Origin of the sequence: Hyphococcus formosus (assembly GCF_046736345.1) — a bacterium.
Classification (GTDB): domain Bacteria; phylum Pseudomonadota; class Alphaproteobacteria; order Caulobacterales; family Parvularculaceae; genus Hyphococcus; species Hyphococcus formosus.
This window is the reverse complement of record NZ_CP157210.1, coordinates 319,975-338,778: the sequence shown is the minus strand read 5'-3', so window position 1 is coordinate 338,778 and position 18,804 is coordinate 319,975. Positions and strand designations below refer to the sequence as shown.

Annotated in this window: 18 protein-coding genes; 7 read left to right on the top strand and 11 right to left on the bottom strand. The window is 53.4% G+C overall.

From position 1 onward, the window contains the following. Positions 1–4 precede the first annotated feature (4 nt). Positions 5–1,216: a TIGR03087 family PEP-CTERM/XrtA system glycosyltransferase gene (locus ABFZ83_RS01525; protein WP_411817674.1), complete on the top strand. Its 1,212-nt coding sequence runs from the start codon at positions 5–7 to the stop codon at positions 1,214–1,216. Here the strand turns inward: ABFZ83_RS01525 and ABFZ83_RS01520 are convergent. From ABFZ83_RS01520 to thiS, 5 genes are all read right to left on the bottom strand, one after another. After that, the gene (locus ABFZ83_RS01520; RefSeq protein ID WP_411817673.1) at positions 1,195–2,172 is read right to left on the bottom strand and encodes a carbon-nitrogen hydrolase family protein; all 978 of its coding nucleotides are present in this window, start codon (positions 2,170–2,172) and stop codon (positions 1,195–1,197) included. The genes ABFZ83_RS01525 and ABFZ83_RS01520 overlap by 22 nt on opposite strands. Positions 2,173–2,242: 70 nt before the next feature. Beyond that, complete coding sequence (locus tag ABFZ83_RS01515) at positions 2,243–2,440, bottom strand: hypothetical protein (RefSeq protein ID WP_411817672.1); 198 nt, start codon at positions 2,438–2,440, stop codon at positions 2,243–2,245. Between the two features lie 8 nt (positions 2,441–2,448). After that, the gene (gene clpB, locus ABFZ83_RS01510) at positions 2,449–5,106 is read right to left on the bottom strand and encodes an ATP-dependent chaperone ClpB (protein ID WP_411817671.1); all 2,658 of its coding nucleotides are present in this window, start codon (positions 5,104–5,106) and stop codon (positions 2,449–2,451) included. A 145-nt stretch (positions 5,107–5,251) separates the two neighbouring features. Then, entirely contained in the window at positions 5,252–6,040 is a 789-nt protein-coding gene (locus ABFZ83_RS01505; RefSeq protein ID WP_411817670.1) for a thiazole synthase, read from the bottom strand. 1 nt (position 6,041) lies between these two features. After that, entirely contained in the window at positions 6,042–6,242 is a 201-nt protein-coding gene (thiS, locus tag ABFZ83_RS01500) for a sulfur carrier protein ThiS (RefSeq protein ID WP_411817669.1), read from the bottom strand. A 108-nt stretch (positions 6,243–6,350) separates the two neighbouring features. Here thiS and aroQ point away from each other — a divergent pair, with 108 nt between their 5' ends. From aroQ to aat, 4 genes are read left to right on the top strand one after another with little or no spacing between them, the layout of a single operon-like run. After that, complete coding sequence (gene aroQ, locus ABFZ83_RS01495) at positions 6,351–6,803, top strand: type II 3-dehydroquinate dehydratase (RefSeq protein ID WP_411817668.1); 453 nt, start codon at positions 6,351–6,353, stop codon at positions 6,801–6,803. A 50-nt stretch (positions 6,804–6,853) separates the two neighbouring features. Then, complete coding sequence (gene accB, locus ABFZ83_RS01490; RefSeq protein ID WP_411817667.1) at positions 6,854–7,333, top strand: acetyl-CoA carboxylase biotin carboxyl carrier protein; 480 nt, start codon at positions 6,854–6,856, stop codon at positions 7,331–7,333. A 44-nt stretch (positions 7,334–7,377) separates the two neighbouring features. Further along, a complete protein-coding gene (gene accC, locus ABFZ83_RS01485) occupies positions 7,378–8,724 on the top strand; it encodes an acetyl-CoA carboxylase biotin carboxylase subunit (RefSeq protein WP_411817666.1) in 1,347 nt (448 codons plus the stop codon). A 55-nt stretch (positions 8,725–8,779) separates the two neighbouring features. Continuing rightward, the gene (gene aat, locus ABFZ83_RS01480; RefSeq protein ID WP_411817665.1) at positions 8,780–9,445 is read left to right on the top strand and encodes a leucyl/phenylalanyl-tRNA--protein transferase; all 666 of its coding nucleotides are present in this window, start codon (positions 8,780–8,782) and stop codon (positions 9,443–9,445) included. On the opposite strand, the gene ABFZ83_RS01475 is transcribed toward aat, so the two are convergent. From ABFZ83_RS01475 to ABFZ83_RS01465, 3 genes are read right to left on the bottom strand one after another with little or no spacing between them, the layout of a single operon-like run. Next, positions 9,397–10,059 carry a DUF2155 domain-containing protein gene (locus ABFZ83_RS01475; RefSeq protein WP_411817664.1) on the bottom strand — a complete coding sequence of 221 codons (663 nt, stop codon included), beginning with the start codon at positions 10,057–10,059 and terminating at the stop codon, positions 9,397–9,399. The two genes, aat and ABFZ83_RS01475, sit on opposite strands and share 49 nt — an antisense overlap. Beyond that, positions 10,059–10,556, bottom strand: a complete 498-nt coding sequence (gene mlaD / locus ABFZ83_RS01470; RefSeq protein WP_411817663.1) for an outer membrane lipid asymmetry maintenance protein MlaD — start codon at positions 10,554–10,556, stop codon at positions 10,059–10,061. The genes ABFZ83_RS01475 and mlaD overlap by 1 nt, the downstream gene beginning before the upstream one ends. 33 nt (positions 10,557–10,589) lie before the next feature. Continuing rightward, positions 10,590–11,000 carry an NADH:ubiquinone oxidoreductase subunit NDUFA12 gene (locus tag ABFZ83_RS01465; protein ID WP_411817662.1) on the bottom strand — a complete coding sequence of 137 codons (411 nt, stop codon included), beginning with the start codon at positions 10,998–11,000 and terminating at the stop codon, positions 10,590–10,592. Between the two features lie 219 nt (positions 11,001–11,219). On the opposite strand from ABFZ83_RS01465, the gene ABFZ83_RS01460 reads away from it, so the two are divergent. After that, positions 11,220–14,969 (top strand): vitamin B12-dependent ribonucleotide reductase, encoded by a 3,750-nt coding sequence (locus tag ABFZ83_RS01460; RefSeq protein WP_411817661.1) that lies wholly within the window; start codon positions 11,220–11,222, stop codon positions 14,967–14,969. A 109-nt stretch (positions 14,970–15,078) separates the two neighbouring features. Then, positions 15,079–15,927, top strand: a complete 849-nt coding sequence (locus tag ABFZ83_RS01455; RefSeq protein ID WP_411817660.1) for a pentapeptide repeat-containing protein — start codon at positions 15,079–15,081, stop codon at positions 15,925–15,927. 2 nt (positions 15,928–15,929) lie between these two features. On the opposite strand, the gene ABFZ83_RS01450 is transcribed toward ABFZ83_RS01455, so the two are convergent. The 3 genes from ABFZ83_RS01450 to ABFZ83_RS01440 are packed head-to-tail and all read right to left on the bottom strand — an operon-like array spanning position 15,930 to position 18,512. Then, the gene (locus tag ABFZ83_RS01450; RefSeq protein ID WP_411817659.1) at positions 15,930–16,748 is read right to left on the bottom strand and encodes a transglycosylase SLT domain-containing protein; all 819 of its coding nucleotides are present in this window, start codon (positions 16,746–16,748) and stop codon (positions 15,930–15,932) included. 56 nt (positions 16,749–16,804) lie between these two features. Next, positions 16,805–17,920 carry a glycine oxidase ThiO gene (gene thiO, locus ABFZ83_RS01445; RefSeq protein ID WP_411817658.1) on the bottom strand — a complete coding sequence of 372 codons (1,116 nt, stop codon included), beginning with the start codon at positions 17,918–17,920 and terminating at the stop codon, positions 16,805–16,807. A gap of 34 nt (positions 17,921–17,954) precedes the next feature. Further along, positions 17,955–18,512, bottom strand: a complete 558-nt coding sequence (locus tag ABFZ83_RS01440) for a hypothetical protein (RefSeq protein WP_411817657.1) — start codon at positions 18,510–18,512, stop codon at positions 17,955–17,957. Positions 18,513–18,804: the final 292 nt, after the last annotated feature.

Here is an 18,804-nt window from a genome sequence, read left to right as displayed (position 1 = left end):
CGTTATGGACGAGGTTTTACTCCTTACCCACCGTATCCCTTATCCGCCTGATAAAGGCGATAAAATACGGTCATGGCATTTACTGAAATTCTTGAATGCGCGCTTTCGTGTCCATTTGGCCTGCTTCGTCGATGATGCACCGGACCTTGAGTATCGAGATTTTTTGAGAAGCCAATGCGCTTCTGCGGCATTTGTCGAGATCAAACCTTTCTGGGCGAAAGCAAAAAGTGTTCCCGCATTGCTCACCAGTGATCCGCAGAGCTTTTTCTTTTACCGCCATCAGAAAATGCAAAATATCGTCGCGAATTTACGGTCAAAAAAACTTGCCGCGGAATTCGCATTCTCTTCAACCATGGCCCCTTATATTGAACGGCAAATTGGTGACCGCAAACGGATTGTCGATTTCTGTGACGCAGATTCGGAAAAATGGCTGCAATATGCGGAGCGCGCCCGACTTCCGCTCTCGCGGTTGTATCGGCGCGAAGGGAAAACCTTAGCCGCGGCAGAAAATAAAATAGCGAATTGGGCCGATCACAGTTTCGCGGTTTCAAATGATGAAGCGGACATCTTTAACAACCGAGCTGCGGTCAATCGAAAGGTTGATTGGTACACAAACGGGGTCGATTTAGAATATTTCGACTTGTCGAAATTTTCCGCCGACGAGGAAAAACGATGTGAAATCGCATTTGTTGGTGCGATGGACTATCAAGCCAACATCGAAGGCATTCTGGGGTTTGTGGATGCGGTTTGGCCAAAAATTCGCGCGGAAAACTCCGGCGCGCGTTTCAATATAATTGGTTCAAACCCGACAAAAGTAATTACCGCGCTAAATCACCATGACGGAATTACCGTTACAGGTCGCGTGCCCGATATTCGCCCTTGGCTCGCCTCAGCCTCAGTCATGATTGCTCCCTTAAGGGTCGCCCGCGGGATACAGAACAAAGTCCTCGAAGCCATGGCCGCAGGCAAAGCCATCGTCGCAAGCCCGGAAGCCATGACCGGGATAAATGCAAATGCTAACGCAGCGAAGATTGCGCATTCGCCACAGGAAATGGCCGACGCGATCAATTTCCTACTTGATGATGATACGAAGAAGAATGAAATGGGCGCTGCCGCCCGCTCTTTCGTAGAAGCACATTTTAGCTGGGATAGCGCGTTCAATCGCTTGGAGAATGCGCTTAATGAATTAGGCGTTTATTCTTCTTCGTCAGCATAAAGCGTTGCATCCGCCGGGTTATTAAATTCAACGCGCGGCTTCGTCTCAGCAATATTAATCCGTATGTCAAAAATATCCGGACGCGAATAATGCCCCGCAATATCGCAAGCGGATTTCGCTGCACGCACGATCTCCAGGGATCCTTCGGCAATCAGGATCTCCTCCCCTTCACCGGCTTGTGCAATAATCTCACCGCGCGGGTCAATGATCGCAGAAGCGCCCGAATGTTCCCATTCGCCTAATGGTTTCCAGCGATCCGGAATATGTTCTTTGAGCCGTAAACCGGCCGCACAAATAACATATGAAGCAGACTGGCTTGCAAAGGCGCGAGATAATAAATGTTGCCGCGCCCAACAATATTCACCCTCACGCGGTGTTTTCTCCCAGCCGGGCCAAAGCGCCGAGTGAATTTGCGTGCCTTGCGCGGCCAATGCATAGCCGGGCAACATCATTTGATGTTCCCAACAATTGAGCGCACTAGTCCGGCCATAGTCACGGTCGATAACGCGTAATCCAGAGGCATCTCCATCGCCCCAAATAATGCGTTCTGCATGGGTTGGCTTCAGCTTCCGATGCCGGTTCAGCACCTTGCCCTCACGCCCAATCGTTAGTGCGGTACAATAGGCCGTGCCTTGCGTGAACGGATCTTTCTCGGCAACCCCAATCGTTATGTCGATCTCATAGTCTTTGGCGGCAGCGCAAAGAGCACTAACTTCCGGTCCATCAAGGCACACAGAATTCTCAAGAAAAACCGCGCTTGCTTCCCATGTCAGGTCAACCACGGGACCATCAACCCAAAATGGATAGCCCGGCAACCAACATTCACCAAATGCAGCGATCTCTGCGCCCCGCTTACTTGCTTCGGCGATAAGCGTAATCGCTTTGTCGGTCGACGCGCGCTTATCGAAAAGCACGGGCGCAGCCTGAATGGCGGCCATCTTGAATTTATCAGTCATGAAGCAATCCCTTTATCCGAGACTGCTTCATAACGCGAAAAATCCCCGCTTTCCAATCACATTAAAGCCGCTATTTTTTCTGCGTTTCTTTAAGGATTTCACGGACATAGGCGTCAATATCAAAATCACCAGAAATCTGATCTTTGATCCGCTTACGCACCTTTGACGGAAGCGTCGCCGGGTCGATCGGACCGATATTCATCACTGTCGCCCGGATCAGCGCCTTGAGCGCGGCTTCCTCGTCCGGTTTCCAATCTGATTTTGTCATCAGTGTCCTCAATTCAGTAACGCGCCAGGGGGCGGTTCCGACTTTCCGCTTTCATCAAGCGAGAACGTATCCCGCCCACCGACGGATTGACCATTTATCGTCAATCCATTTTCGTCAGCGGAGACATTTAGTGTCTCGCCATCGACAACATCACCAGCTAACAGCAACTCTGCCAACGGATCTTGCAGTTTTTTCTGAATGACGCGTTTCAGCGGCCGCGCACCATAGACCGGGTCATAACCATGATCGCCCAGCCAGGCACGCGCGTCATCATCCAGCTCAATCGTGATCTTTCGCTCGACCAGCAGTTTTTGCAAACGGCCGATTTGAATATCAACAATCCGGTCCATATTCGCCCGGCTAAGGCGATGGAATAGAATGATTTCATCGAGACGATTGAGGAATTCCGGACGGAAATTCGCACGTACCGCATCCATCACCAATGGCCGCGCTTTATCCACACTGTCATTATCACCAAGCGCGGCAAGGTGTTCCGCACCTAGGTTCGACGTCATCAAAATCAACGTATTTTTGAAATCGACTGTGTGCCCCTGGCCGTCCGTCAGGCGACCATCGTCAAGCACCTGTAGCAAGACGTTAAAAACATCCGGGTGGGCTTTTTCGATCTCGTCGAAAAGAACGACCTGATAAGGCCGGCGTCGAACACGTTCGGTCAGCACGCCACCTTCTTCATAACCGACATAGCCTGGCGGTGCACCGATCAATCTTGCTACGGAATGCTTTTCCATAAACTCGGACATATCAATCCGCGCGATAGCGGTTTCATCGTCAAACAAGAACTCCGCGAGCGCTTTGGTCAGCTCGGTCTTCCCAACACCAGTTGGTCCAAGAAACAGGAATGAACCCATAGGGCGATTAGGGTCTTTCAGGCCGGCCCGCGCTCGCCGCACAGCCGATGACACAGCGCTAACGGCTTCGCTTTGACCGACAACACGGCCAGCGAGATTATCTTCCATTTTGAGAAGTTTCTCACGCTCGCCCTCAAGCATTTTATCAACGGGAACACCCGTCCAACGAGAAACGATTGACGCAATATTCTCATCGGTGACAACTTCGTGCACCAAGGTTTTGGCGTTCTCATTTGCATTCGATTCAGCCTGCGTCAGTTGTTTTTCAAGTGCGGGGATTTCGCCATATTTGAGTTCTGATGCCCGCCCCAGATCACCACGGCGTTCCGCATCCGCCAATTGCTGACGTGCGTGGTCTAGCGCCTCTTTAACCTTGGTCGCAGAGGCCAGACTATCTTTTTCAGAACGCCACCGCGCCGTGATGTCAGCAGATTTCTGTTCTAACTCGGAAAGCTCTTTATCGAGCTTCTCCAACCGGTCTTTAGATGCGCGGTCATCCTCTTTCTTGAGTGCCTCGCGCTCAATCTTCATCTGAATGATCCGGCGATCCAGCTCATCAAGCTCCTCGGGCTTGCTATCCACTTCCATCCGCAGCCTGGATGCGGCTTCATCCACAAGGTCGATCGCCTTATCCGGCAAAAACCGGTCAGTGATATATCGATTGGACAAAGTCGCAGCCGCAACAATCGCACTGTCGGAAATCCGCACACCGTGATGCAGCTCATACTTCTCTTTCAAGCCACGCAGGATGGAAACAGTATCCTCAACAGTCGGCTCATCGACAAAAACGGCCTGGAAGCGCCGCGCTAAGGCGGCGTCTTTTTCAACATATTTCCGATATTCTTCGAGCGTCGTAGCGCCCACGCAGTGGAGCTCCCCACGCGCCAAAGCAGGTTTCAAAAGATTTGACGCGTCCATCGCGCCATCGGTTTTGCCGGCACCAACAAGCGTGTGCATTTCATCAATGAACAAAATGATCTGTCCAGCGGCACCGGTTACTTCCTGTAGGACAGCCTTTAGGCGTTCCTCGAATTCACCGCGATATTTGGCACCGGCGATTAAAGATCCCATATCAAGCGCCAACAGACTTTTGTCACGAAGGCTTTCTGGCACATCCCCATTTACGATACGTAGCGCAAGACCTTCGGCAATAGCGGTTTTACCAACACCTGGCTCACCAATGAGAACGGGGTTATTCTTTGTACGGCGCGACAACACCTGCATCGTGCGGCGGATTTCTTCGTCGCGCCCAATAACCGGATCCAGCTTGCCGTTGCGGGCGGCTTCGGTCAGGTCGCGTGCATAGCGCTTCAATGCATCATAGGCCTGCTCGGCGGAGGCAGTGTCTGCCGTGCGTCCCTTTCGGATTTCGTTGATCGCGGCGTTCAGCTTGGTTGCCGTGACGCCTGCCTGTTTTAAAATTTTTGATGTCTGCGCATCGGCCTCTACCGCGAGTGCCGTTAAAAGCCGTTCAGCAGTTACGAATTTGTCACCGGCTTTTTTGCCGATTTCCTCGGCATTGGCGAAAACCTTTGCCGTTGGCGCAGCCATATAGATCTGGCCGTTACCGCCCTCTACTTTCGGCAGCTTTGCAAGCGCCTCGTCCGTCAGTTGCAGCGCCGTTTCCGGCTGCCCACCGGCCGCCCGGATAAGGTTCGCCGCAAGGCCTTCCTGATCATCAAGCAGTGCCTTTAAAACATGTTCTGGTGTGAATTGCTGATGCCCCTCGCGCAGGGCAATTGTTTGAGCAGCCTGTATCAGGCCGCGAGCGCGATCCGTATAATTTTCAAATTGCATATCGACCTCATCTGAGCGTCACTTCCCACTAGTGCCCCGCTTTGCGGCGACACCACGTCCACTCATAGATAGGGTCGATTAATAGTCACACAAGGGAACGGAGCGGCTGATTTTTACATCAATTCGCCGCACCGTTTGTGCCAGATTAAATCAACCCCGCTAGCGGGCTTGATGGATCCGCATAACGTTTTTTCGGCATCCGGCCAGCGAGATAAGCCTCTCGCCCGGCGATGACGGCATGCTTCATCGCACTCGCCATAAGTATCGGGTCACGCGCCTCGGCAATCGCCGTATTCATCAGCACACCATCACATCCCAGTTCCATTGCCATCGCCGCATCAGATGCTGTGCCAACGCCTGCATCAACAATAACGGGTACAGATGATTGCTCGACAATCAATCGAATATTGACGGGATTCATGATCCCGAGGCCAGAGCCGATAAGGGAGCCCAATGGCATAATCGCACAACATCCGGCGTCCTCTAGCTTGCGCGCGTAAACCGGATCATCGGAACAATAGACCATGACCTCAAAGCCCTCTTTGATCAAAAGCTTTGCGGCTCGCAGGGTCTCTTCCATATCCGGATAAAGCGTTTTCTGATCTGATAGAACCTCAAGCTTTACGAGGTTCCAGCCGCCGGCCTCGCGCGCGAGGCGCAATGTGCGAATCGCATCCTCTGCGGTAAAGCACCCGGCCGTATTTGGCAGATAGACATATTTGTCCGGGTCGAGGAAATCGACCAACATCGGTTTGTCCTTGTCCGTCAGATTGACCCGCCGCACGGCGACCGTAACCATTTCCGCGCCAGCGGCTTCAGCGGCCTCTGCGTTCTGGGCATAGGTTTCATATTTGCCGGTGCCGATGATCAGCCGCGAATTGAATTTCTGCCCCGCAACCTCAAGGATATCCGCTTTTTCTTTTCCGTCAGACATATCAACCACCACCTACAAACTGCACAATTTCGATTTTATCCCCATCCGATAGGGGCGTTTCGTCATATTTGGACTTGGGAACAATCTCGAGATTGCGCTCAACCGCGATTTTTCGCGGCTCCAGCGCCAAAACGCCCAAAAGCCCGGCAATCGTCAGGGGCCCGTCGAGTGCCTTTTTTTCTCCGTTAATTGTAATATCCATGAAAATTCAATCTCTTCCCTCTATTGCGGGGGTCAGGTAAGCCACTTTATATCTAGGCGCCCTTCTATTAAGGCGCTATGGGCCCCGCAAGAAGATTGGCAGAAGTTTATGACGTCGACGACTATATATGTGCTCAATGGGCCAAACTTGAACCTCTTGGGCCAGCGGGAGCCAGAAATTTATGGCTCTGACACGCTTGCCGATATTGAGGCCGCCTGCACCACCCGGGCGCGTGCGCTTGGCCTTTCCATTGAGTTTCGCCAATCCAATAGTGAAGGCCAACTGGTTGACTGGATACAGGAAGCCAATTCAAAAGGGGCGGGATTAATAATAAACCCGGCCGCTTATACGCATACGTCGATTGCCCTTTTAGATGCGCTGAAAGCAGCACAGATTCCGGTTATTGAGCTGCATCTGTCGAATATTCACGCACGCGAGGCATTCCGGCAGCATTCGGTCACTGCGGCGGCGGCAAATGGGGTTATTATGGGCTTTGGTGCTTCGGGGTATCGTTTGGCGATAGAAGCACTTAAAAGCCTTATAGAAAGTCAAGCTTCCTAGCGATTCGCGCAGGAAGCCAGATGTTTAGTGTAGGAAGAAGCGGGAAACGCATGTCGGACAAAAAAGAAAACAAGGACCACGGATTAGAAGCGGCATGGATCCGCGAACTTGCCGGGATCCTCGAAGAAACTGGGCTCACCGAAATCGAGATCGAAAAAGATACAGTGCGATTACGGGTTTCTCGACAAGGTGGCGTTGCACAAACAATTGCTGCGGCTCCCGCGCCTGCAGCCGCGCCAGCCCCGGCTCCCGCCGCACCACCGGCACCGGCCCCGGCAGCCCCCGCAAATGACCATCCCGGCGCAGTGAAATCGCCAATGGTTGGCACCGCCTATCTCGCACCATCACCAGGTGCAGCACCTTTCGCCGCTGAAGGTTCACAAGTGACCGAAGGACAAACGGTGATGATCGTCGAAGCAATGAAAACAATGAATCCAATTGCAGCACCGAAATCTGGCCGAGTTTCAAAAGTCCTCGTTTCAGATGGTCAGCCAGTGGAATTCGATGAGCCGCTCATCATCATCGAGTAATACCAATTGCCGGGTGCTTAACCCGGCCCAGTAACGGAAATAAGATGTTCAAAAAGGTTCTGATCGCCAATCGCGGTGAAATCGCCCTTCGTATCCATCGGGCGTGCAAAGAACTCGGCATTGCGACGGTCGCGGTTCACTCAACTGCAGACGAAAACGCAATGCATGTTCGCCTCGCAGATGAGAGTGTCTGCATCGGCCCTCCTGCTCCGAAAGATAGCTATCTCAATATTCCGGCGATTATCTCAGCGGCGGAAATCACGGGCGCAGACGCAATTCATCCGGGCTATGGTTTCCTTTCGGAGAATGCCCGTTTCGCGGAAATTGTCGCCGCTCACAACATAACGTTTATTGGTCCTGATGCAGATCATATCCGCATCATGGGCGACAAAATTGCGGCTAAGAACGCTGTTGGCAATGCAGGCATCCCGCTTGTGCCGGGCTCAGACGGTGCCGTAAATAGTTTTGAAGAAGCACGCGAAGCCGCAGAAAAAATCGGCTATCCGGTATTGGTAAAAGCGGCATCGGGTGGCGGCGGACGTGGCATGAAAGTGGCCCAAACTGCGGCCGATCTCGAAGAGGCGCTTTCAACCGCGAAATCCGAAGCGAAATCGTCTTTTGGCGATGACGCGGTTTATCTGGAGAAATACCTCCAGCAGCCACGTCATATCGAAATTCAGGTCATCGCTGACAAACACGGCAATGTCGTGCAACTTGGCGAGCGCGATTGTTCATTACAGCGTCGGCACCAGAAAGTGCTGGAAGAAGCATTATCGCCTGCCCTCACAGCTCAAGAGCGCGTCAAAATTGGTGACACGGTCCGTAAGGCGATTGAATCGCTTGGGTATTTGGGTGCGGGCACCGTTGAATTCCTCTATGAGAATGGCGAGTTCTATTTCATCGAAATGAACACCCGCCTTCAGGTGGAGCATCCAATCACCGAACAGGTGACCGGCACTGACCTTGTCCGTGAACAGATCATGGTCGCGGCAGGCCATAAGCTCAGCTTCAGTCAGGACGATATCAAATTCACCGGTCACTCGATCGAATGCCGGGTAAACGCAGAGAACCCGCGCACGTTCCGTCCGTCGCCGGGCGAGATCAAACAGTTCCACTCAGCGGGTGGCCCCGGCGTACGTTTCGATAGTGCGGTTTATACGGGATATCGCATTCCGCCCTATTACGATTCAATGATCGGTAAGTTGATCGTTTATGGCGATGACCGTGCACATTGCATTGCGCGCCTTCGCCGTGCACTGGCTGAAATGGTTTTCGTCGGCATTGAAACCACGGTTCCGCTGTTTATCGACCTCATCGAAAACCCGGATTTCCAGAAAGGTGATTACCATATTCACTGGCTGGAAGAGTGGCTCGAAAAAACGGACGCTTAGGGCCTCCTAAAATAGTCATTGGACCATAGCGGCGTTACAGCGCATAATCGCCCCTATGGCCCGTGACTCGGCAAATGAAATTTCTGTTGATGAGCTGTTAAAGGCTTATACGCTTGGCTATTTCCCGATGGCCCGGTCGCGCGACGATAACCAGACCGTCTGGATCCTGCCTGACGAACGCGGCGTTATCCCGCTCGATGATTTTCATATTCCAAAACGCCTTTTGCGATTTGTAAAAAAAGATCCATTCGAGATTCGCATCAATACTGCCTTCGATCAGGTGATTAACGCATGCGCGGAAACGACAAAAGCGCGGCCCGATACATGGATCAATGATGCGATCATCGAAGCCTATACGGAGCTTCATTTTCAGGGGCTGGCCCATTCAGTCGAGTGCTGGGACAATGGCAGGCTCGTCGGTGGTTTATACGGCGTATCGCTCGGCGCTGCTTTTTGTGGCGAGAGCATGTTTTCGCGGGCGACCAATGCGAGCAAGGTCGCGATGGTTCACCTAATTGGGCGGCTTATTGTCGGTGGTTTCGACTTTATCGACGCGCAGTTTTATAATGACCACCTGACCCAATTCGGCCTGATTGGTATGGTGGACAAAGACTATCAGGTCATTTTGCGCGATGCTTTAATGCAGGATGCCGACTTTTTTGCGGCTCCCGATCAATTCTCAACCAGCTTGGTTTTGCAGTCGATTACCCAGACATCATAAACCGGATGCTCTAACGCGTTCAGCGCCGGTGAAGAAGCAAACATCCACCCCCTGAAGATATTGATACCTTCCGCCTGCGGGCCTTCGGTCACGATGGGAAGCGGGCCACGGATTTCCTGCGGCTCTGACTGAACTGGCGGCTCGCCAATCGGGGTACCCGGCAGGACCTCAAGCTCTTTTGTTTCGATCTCATCTTCGATGATTTCCGGTTCTTTGATTTTTAGATCACTTTGCCGGCTATTGTATTCAAGATCGAAAATTTCGAGGAAAGCCGTTGTTTCCGGAAATTCCTCTGGCGGGCGCTTGTCGCATGTCCGCGGCTGTATTTCGAGCGAACCAAATTTCGCGATCTGGTTCATTTCAATTTCGATGTCAGTATATCGCGCAGTAATCTTGTTCAGGGCACGAAGCGTAACAGAAACAGGCTCACGTTCCTCGGTCTCAATAACACCCGCAAACGGATCGTCTTCATTCCGGGAAAGCGCATCAAGCTCGCTTTCCTCTTCCGTCGCATCAGTTCCGTTTAATAGTGCTTCAAGCTCGTCTTCGGGGTTTTGCGCGGACGCTGGCAATGCAACCAAACCCAAAAAACCGATCGCCGCTAATCTCAGCATTAAAAATCCCCCAAAGGATCCGTTTCTGGCTCATTGCCAGCCTTGTTTCCCGAAGCCTGACTTGTGAACGCTTGAACCGCAAGCCCTAACAGGTCCACAGACCCCTGTGTAATCGTGATTTTATCGCCTTCGCGGAGCATTTCTTCGGCGGCTCCCGGTTCGATCGCGATATGTGCGCCGCCCAGAATACCGTCTGAAACAACCTTCGCGATGGAATCCTCTGGGATCATCACCCCATCATTAATCGCAAGCTCGACATTTGCTTCATAGGTTCGTGGGTCAAGCGAATTGCCCGCGACTGATCCAACCTTCACGCCCGCAATGCGAACATCCGACCCGACCGTCACGCCATCCACTTTGCCGAAAACGGCATCCACGCGATACTGATCCCGGCCCATCGCCTTGCCGCTGGCACCATAAGCATAGGCCATAAACGCCGCCGCCACCGCGATTACAGCAAGCCCAACAATCGTTTCAAAGAATCCTGCGCGTGACATGGGAGCACTCCCCTCGTTTCAGATCACCGGATCTTATACGTTCTCAGGTGACCATGCCTCATAATCATCATTCACATTCTTGGGACCATCCGCGAGGGCAAGGCTCCCCTTGGGATGATAGGCCAGTGGTGTCCCCGTCATGTTGGGAAGGTGGTCTTTTTCAAAAGCCCGGCGCGTAAGTGGAGCCACTGTTGGTGCCTCGTCGAAGGTGTGGTGCAGCCAGCCATGCCAATCGGATGGTACGCGCGAAGCTTCGGCAATCCCATGATAAACGACCCAGCGCCGTGGCCGCGTGCCTTCGCTACCGGGCAGGCTCGACCCTGCCTCTTCATAATAGCGGTTTCCCTGCTCGTCGGTGCCGACAAGCCGCGCACCTTTGCGCCATAGGGTGAAGGATGTGCCGAGGGTGGAGGTGTTCCACCAAGTGAATAGCTTTGCAAACATGCGGATATCCCGAATTCTTTTGCGACCATAATAGCCGCCTCTCGCGGCGCGAATATGGCGCCCGTTGGCCAGTCGAGCAATAGACCACCGCGCCACACCACCAACTTAGGTGAATTAACCGTTTTCCCCTTGAATTCAGGCGAAAACGGGTGGAGCCAGTAGGTTGGAATGACTATATTTGGGGTCTGAACGGCCGAATAGCCCAGATTAGGTGATAAAATGCGAATCGATCGGCGATTTTCCGACAAGACCGCCGCGCCCTATGGCGCGATCGTCTTTCGCCGTGCTGATTCGGAAATTCGCTCGATTTCCGGTGAAACCATCTTTGAAATGCGCGATCTGGAGGTCCCCAAGGATTGGAGCCAGACCGCAGTCGACATTTTGGCGCAGAAATATCTGCGAAAAGCGGGTGTTCCGGCCAAGACGAAGAAAGTTAAGGAAAAAGGCGTTCCTGCGTTTCTGCAACGCTCCATGCCTGATATCGCGGCGCTGGCCAAATTACCGGCCGAAAAGCGCTATGGCCCCGAAACCTCGGCGAAACAGGTGTTCGACCGGATGGCCGGCGCATGGGCCTATTGGGGATGGAAGGGCGGATATTTCGACGACGAAGATGGCGCGCGCGCCTATCTTGAAGAAATGCGCTTCATGCTCGCGATGCAGATCGCAGCGCCTAACAGCCCGCAATGGTTCAATACCGGATTGCACTGGGCTTACGGTATCGATGCTGCCGGTCAGGGACACTATTTTGTCGATCATGCTTCGGGCCTGCTGACCGAATCCGAAAGCGCCTATGAACGGCCACAACCCCATGCCTGTTTTATCCAAGCAGTCGATGACACGCTCACTGGCGATGGCGGCGTCATGGATCTTTGGAAACGCGAAGCCCTGCTTTTCAAATACGGCTCAGGCTCGGGTACAAACTTCTCAAATATTCGCGGCGCGAATGAACCGCTTTCGAGCGGCGGAAAAAGCTCTGGCCTTTTAAGCTTCCTCAAGGTCGGTGATACCGCAGCCGGCGCTGTCAAATCCGGCGGTACAACCCGGCGTGCCGCAAAGATGGTGGTTGTCGACGTTGACCATCCCGATATTGAAGAATTCGTTTCTTGGAAAATCCGCGAAGAAGAAAAAGTCGCAGCGCTTGTATCGGGATCAAAGACCCTCGCGAAACATTTGCCCAAAGTGCTCGACGCGGTTTGGGCGAGTAGTGACGATGAAACTCGTTTCGATCCAAAGAAAAACGAGACACTGAAATCTGCGATCAAAGACGCAAAAAAAGCCTATGTGCCCGATGCGTCGATCCGCCGGGTGATCGATTTTGCCCGCCAGGGATTCAAAGAGATTGAGCTTGAAGTTTTCGATCTGGATTGGGATTCCGAAAGCTATCGGACGGTTTCGGGGCAGAACGCCAATAACTCTATTCGGGTTACGGATCATTTTCTCAATGCGGTCAATAATGACCTGAATTGGCACCTCACCCGCCGGACTGATGGCGCAACGATGAAAACCATCCGCGCCCGCGATCTCTGGGGTGAGATATGCACCGCCGCATGGACCTGCGCTGATCCCGGCGTGCAATTTCATGATACGATTAACGCCTGGCATACTTGCCCTGAGGGCGGTGATATCCGCGCTTCAAACCCGTGTTCGGAATATATGTTCCTTGACGACACGGCGTGTAATCTTGCCTCGCTCAATTTGCTGAAGTTCAAAACCGAAACAGGGTTTGACGCAGACCTGTTTGAACATGCTTGTCGCCTCTGGACTCTGACCCTCGAAATTTCGGTGATGATGGCGCAATACCCGTCACAGGAAATCGCGCAGAGGTCCTTTGACTACAGAACATTGGGCCTTGGTTTTGCCAATCTTGGCGGCCTCTTGATGTCATCGGGTCTCGCCTATGACAGCGATGAAGCACGTGCAGTGGCCGCAGGCATTTCCGCGCTTATGACGGGCTCCGCCTATCGCGCCTCTGCCGAAATGGCATCCGCGGTCGGGCCATTCGCCAAATATTCGAAAAATCGCGACGCCATGATGCGGGTGATGCGCAATCATCGCCGTGCCTGTGTAGGCACCGCAATTGGCGGCGAATTTGAAGGGCTGGACGTTGAGCCATTGGTATTCGATGCCAATGCCTGCCCATGGAACGAACTTAGCCTTGCGGCGCGCCGGGTCTGGAACGAGGCTTATGAGCTCGGCGCAATCAATGGTTTCCGGAATGCGCAGGTCAGTGTCGTTGCCCCGACCGGCACCATCGGCCTCATCATGGATTGCGACACGACCGGCATTGAGCCGGATTTCGCGCTGGTCAAATTCAAAAAGCTTGCTGGCGGCGGAATGTTGAAAATCGTCAACCGGTCCGTACCCGCCGCGTTAAAAGCGCTGGACTATAGCGATCAGGAAATTGACGACATCAGCCACTATGCGGCCGGACGCGGCACGCTTGAAGGTGCGCCTGGTTTCAATCTTGATGACCTCCGCCGCGAAGGGTTTGAAGACCGCCACATCAAAGCCCTCGAAGATCGCCTGAAAACAATCTTCGACCTTACCTATGCGTTTACGCCGCAAGCACTCGGCGAAGATTTTTGCATCCATGTGCTGGGGCTTCATGCGTCGCAGCTTGGTGCCACGGGTTATGAAGTTCTGCGCTTCCTCGGTTTTTCCGACGAAGAAATCCATCAGGCCAATCTCTATTGCTGTGGCGCGATGACGGTCGAGAGCGCGCCGCATCTCAAGCTTGAGCATTATCCTGTCTTTGACTGCGCAACCCCATGTGGACGGATTGGCACCCGCGCCCTGTCGGTTGAGGCGCATCTGAAGATTATGGCTGCGGTTCAGCCGTTTATTTCCGGGGCGATTTCAAAAACCGTCAACCTCCCTAATCATGCGAGCATCGGCGACTGCGCCCAAAGCTATATGATGGCTTGGAAAATGGGCCTTAAATCCATTGCACTTTATCGGGACGGGTCAAAATTATCGCAGCCACTTTCGTCTGCGCTGCTCGCCGCTGACAGTGACGAAGACGAAGATGACGACCTGATCGATGACGAATTGATGGAAGCGCCCGCCGCGCAGAAATCAAAAGTCGTCGCGGAACGTATTGTCGAGCGCATTATAGAGCGCACGCCCGGCCGCCGTCGCCTGCCCGACCGGCGCAAAGGCTATATCCAGAAAGCTATCGTCGGTGGACACAAAGTCTATCTGCACACCGGTGAGTTTGATGATGGCGAATTAGGCGAACTTTTTGTGGACATGCACAAAGAAGGTGCCGCGTTCCGATCACTGATGAATAATTTCGCAATCGCGGTTTCACTTGGCCTTCAATATGGCGTGCCGCTAGAGGAATTTGTCGACGCCTATGTATTTACCCGGTTTGATCCCTCGGGACCGGTGCAAGGCAACGACCAGATTAAAAACGCGACGTCGATCCTCGATTATATCTTCCGCGAGTTGGCGATCTCCTATCTTGGCCGGACCGATCTTGCCCATGTGAATCCCGAAGAATCTGCGGTTGACGCGATTGGCCGCGGGGTCAGCGAAGAGAAAACACAAGCCGATGCAACACGGCTTATCTCAAAGGGCTTTTCACGCTCGACGGTGACGGACAATCTGGTGATTTTGCGCGGCGGCGATTTCGATCGATTGCGCGACTCCGCCAATGAAAGCGGTAGCCGGCGCCCAAGCAACGAGAACATTGAAACCGATACGGTTGAAATCGAGCCGGAAGAAGACGCACCCGTGCGGGCTGAAACCGCGCCCGAGATTGAAGCGCAGGTGGCCAAACTTGCCGATGCGGTCAACCAAAAAGCGCCGCGCGGCGTATTGGCGACCCCGCGCAACAATGCCCGTCAGGACGCGCGCATAAAGGGCTATGAAGGCGATGCCTGCCCCGATTGCGGCCAGTTCACGATGGTCAGGAATGGTGCGTGCCTCAAATGCGAAAGCTGCGGCGCATCAACCGGATGTTCCTGATACGGCCTAGTTCTGTCCCATTTTGGTACAGCAAATTAATTTATTATCCTTAAGCGATCCTTGACCACCTTCAGCGTAAACTGCCTGATCGAATAGGAGTAGGCATAAAATGAAGTTGGTTGCGCTCGTTATATTGTTGATGATCGCGGTGATGTCGTTAGTGACGACGATAACACCGGGTTCTAAAACATATAAAAAACCAAACCCTGTTGTTGATCTGGGTAAGGAAATCGCCAAACCGCTCACACAGGCAGATCATATTGGCCCGGAACTCAGCTCCGCGCTAGAACGTACCGGGATTAAACTCCCTTCTCTTTCAGGCAGTAAAAACGCCGCAAAGAACGCAGGCCGAAGCATGCAAGATCTGACCGGCGAAACATTCGCCAATCTTGATCTGCCAAATATGAACTTCGCGGGCTCTACTCTAAGCGAGACGCAATTCAACGGCGCGCTATTGGACGGAATCAGTCTTGAAGGCGCATCGGGCGAAGCAACAAATTTTAAGGGCGCGCGTATGGCCAAAGCCAATTTAAACGCTGCCATGTTTCCAGGCGCAGACTTTTCCGGCGCGGAACTGCGCGAAGCCAAAGCCCGCGCAGCCGATTTTTCAAATGCGTTATTCGTCGACGCGGATATTTCTTTCACAAGTCTTGCTGGTTCTACGCTAAACGGTGCTGACCTCCGGGCGGCCTATAGTGCCGGTGCGAGTTTCGTCGGTGTTGAAGCCAAAAAGGTCCGTTTTGAAGGGGCGAATTTGACTGGCGTTAGATTTACAAATGCTCTTTTGCATAAAAGCACCTTTGCGGGCGCTGACATGAAAGCTGCGGATTTAACCGGCGCTGAGCTTTATGGTGCCGACTTATCGGCTGCCGTTAATCTGACGACGGAACAACTCGCATCGGCTTGCGTCGATGGGGATACAAAACTCCCCCCAAATGTTACTGCACCAAGATGCTGAGATTAGCGGAGCGGGTCGCGCTCATTACGCTCTGAACGTAACTCCGTTGGGTCGAGCGCATCAAGCACAGCCATCGCCATCGCGCTAAGTCCACTTGGCACTGGGCGCGTTACGGTCGGCGCGGTGAAGGCATCGAAAATCTGTCCCGCATATCGTTTGACGGGTTCCGGCTCCGACGCAACAGCAACATTCTGCGGCACATTTGGCGTATCACCATGCATCGACTTTGCGATAGAGGCGACGACTTCGCCCACGCTCTTTGCCCGGCTCCCATCATAAAAGACATTATGATTTGCCTTCGCCGCTTGCGGTAAAAGATCAGCGGCCTTGGCATTTGAGGCGGCGGATAAAAGCTTTACCGCCCCGCTCGGCCCGAGAAAATGCGCCGTATAGAGATCAGCGCTGGAAACAGCACGGCCCAAGCGGCCTTCGAGCATGGTCTTGTTTTCATTCGCAAGCTCGCCCGCCATAGCGGACGCCGCATTCGCGTCAAAACGCATGTTTAAAATCTTTTCGCGCGTGGCGGTGTCCGAAACTTCATAACGGCCATTGCCATTGCGCGCGATCGCATTCGCCTCAGCGGCCATGCCATGATCTGCGCCATATTTTTTGACCGTTGAAAGCCAGGTCTGTTCGATGAACTGGAACAGGCCAGAGGCGGTCGAGGTCTGCGCCTTTGCGTTCGGGTCAAAACCGCTCTCGCGCGCCGCCATTTTCATAAGGAAATCAAAACCCGCGCCCGTAGACGTGCTCGCGCGCTTAACCGCGCTTGTGACAAGCGCAGCACCCGAGGTCGCATTGGCGGCGATTTCTGTCGTCATGAATTGCCTCTCTCAAGGGTAATTTGACGCTAAATCGTCAATAAAGCGCTAACTATTTATCGCTGGGCCAATCGCGCCGGCCCGAACGCGGCAAGGGCCGCTTTTAACTCAGCTGCGGGTTCGATACCGAGGATCAATGCCGCCATGGCTTCGGTCGCGGCGGGCGTATGCAAAATTCCGTTCCGGTAATGACCGAGCGCGAGGAAACACCCGCTCTCATCCTTGCCTAATATTGGCGCGCCGTCGGGCGTGCCGGGCCGAAGCCCGGACCAGCGCTCCAACTCGCGACTATCGGTGAGCACCGGCACCAGTGCCGCCGCATTTCTTTTGAGCGCCGTGATCGCCGCCGCATCGATTTCAAAATCATCGCGGCCGCGCGTCTCACTCGCGCCAATCACCAAACGTCCGCCCGCCTTCGGACAGAGATAGGCACCGTCGCTGCGGATCACCCGCTTCACGGTCCCTTCCGCAAAATGCAACGCCGTAGCTTCGCCTTTTACCGGAAAGACCATCTCCCGCGAAACGAGACCGCTAATCGCGCCGCCAGCAATAACAACACGGCCCGCGCCATATTCGGTTCCGTCACTCGTCACGAGCCGATAGGCGTCACCGCATTTCGTAATCTCGGTTATGCGCGCGTTGACTTGATCTCCCCAAAGCGTTTTTGAAAGCGCATCCGTCAATCGGCGCGGATCAACCTGCGCGTCCGACGGCGCGAGCATGGCCCCGACAATGTTTGGCGATAAAGCGGGCTCTAGGGCCCGACATTCTTCGCCGGAAATGAGCGACACATTCCCGCCCATCGATGACACGCGGTGGGCCTGCTCTTTCCACGCGTCCAACTCTTCGTTTGATTGCGCGACGCCTAAGGTGCCGTCGGCCCGATAATCGACAGACAAGCCGGTTTCGTCTTCGAGGCCACGGGCATAGTCCGCCCATAGGGACAATGAATAAGCACCGAACCGATAAAGCTGCTCGGCCATTGCGGCACCGCGTTCGGCAATTTCAAACGAAGGCGACAACATCCCCGCCGCCGCAAAACTCGCAGGCGGAATTTCCTGCGCGGCGTCAATGACCGCGACCGACCCGGCGCTATCTTGCAATGCGCGCGCGAGCGCAAGCCCGATCACGCCGCCGCCAATTATCGCAATGTCAAAATTCTTCACTGTCATTATCCGGCTCTTATGACCATCACGGAGGGCTTTGTCACCTCACCGCCCCGTCATCTTTTGGCGACGTTGCGGGATACGCAATGAGCTGTGTTTTTTCTCGCGATCCGGCAGACGAGCCGAAAAAATAATTGACTACCGCCGCGGTCATGGTCGCCAATGCGCCCAGCATAATCGAAAACTCGGTTTCGGTGCCCGGCGGCAATTTCCGCGCAATCATAAATCCAAGCACCACAAAAAATCCGACAATGACAAGCGCCCCTAAAATTGACGGCGTCCAGTCATTCATTTTGATTTGTCGCGCGCGTGCATCGGCGCGGTCACTTGCATCAACGCGAAGCAGTTCTGCATTGGTTTTTGCAATTTCAATTTTGAATTCCTGCTCGGCTTTTTTGATCGCGAGGATTGTTTCCGGTGTTGCTTTTTCAAGCGCAGCAGAAAGTGTTTCTTCATCGATATTTTCTTTGCCGAAAATCAGTCGCGACAATTGCGCAACCGCCGCCCCTGCCAGCGGCCCGCCAAGCGCTGTCGCAAGCCCCGGCGCAATATTGACGATCGCCCGCTTTATTCGCCCTTTTGTTTTTTCTTCTGACATAACCGCCTCAACAAAATGTAATGGACGGAACCTTACGGGCAAAAAAAATACCGTGGATATCTATCCACCAAAAATTTTTCCGTGTTAGGATCGAACCGCGACAGTTTTTCCTGACACTCATTTTCAATTTTGACTGCGAAGATGGCTGTTAAAATTTTTGCGGAAAAGCTGCGGAAAAAATTAGACCGCATGCGGTCTTTCTTATCAAAAATTCAATTTGCAATTGTAGTCGGATCAATCCACTATCCGCTTAAGTGATTCGGCGATGTTGTGTAGCGCCGAACGACAATGG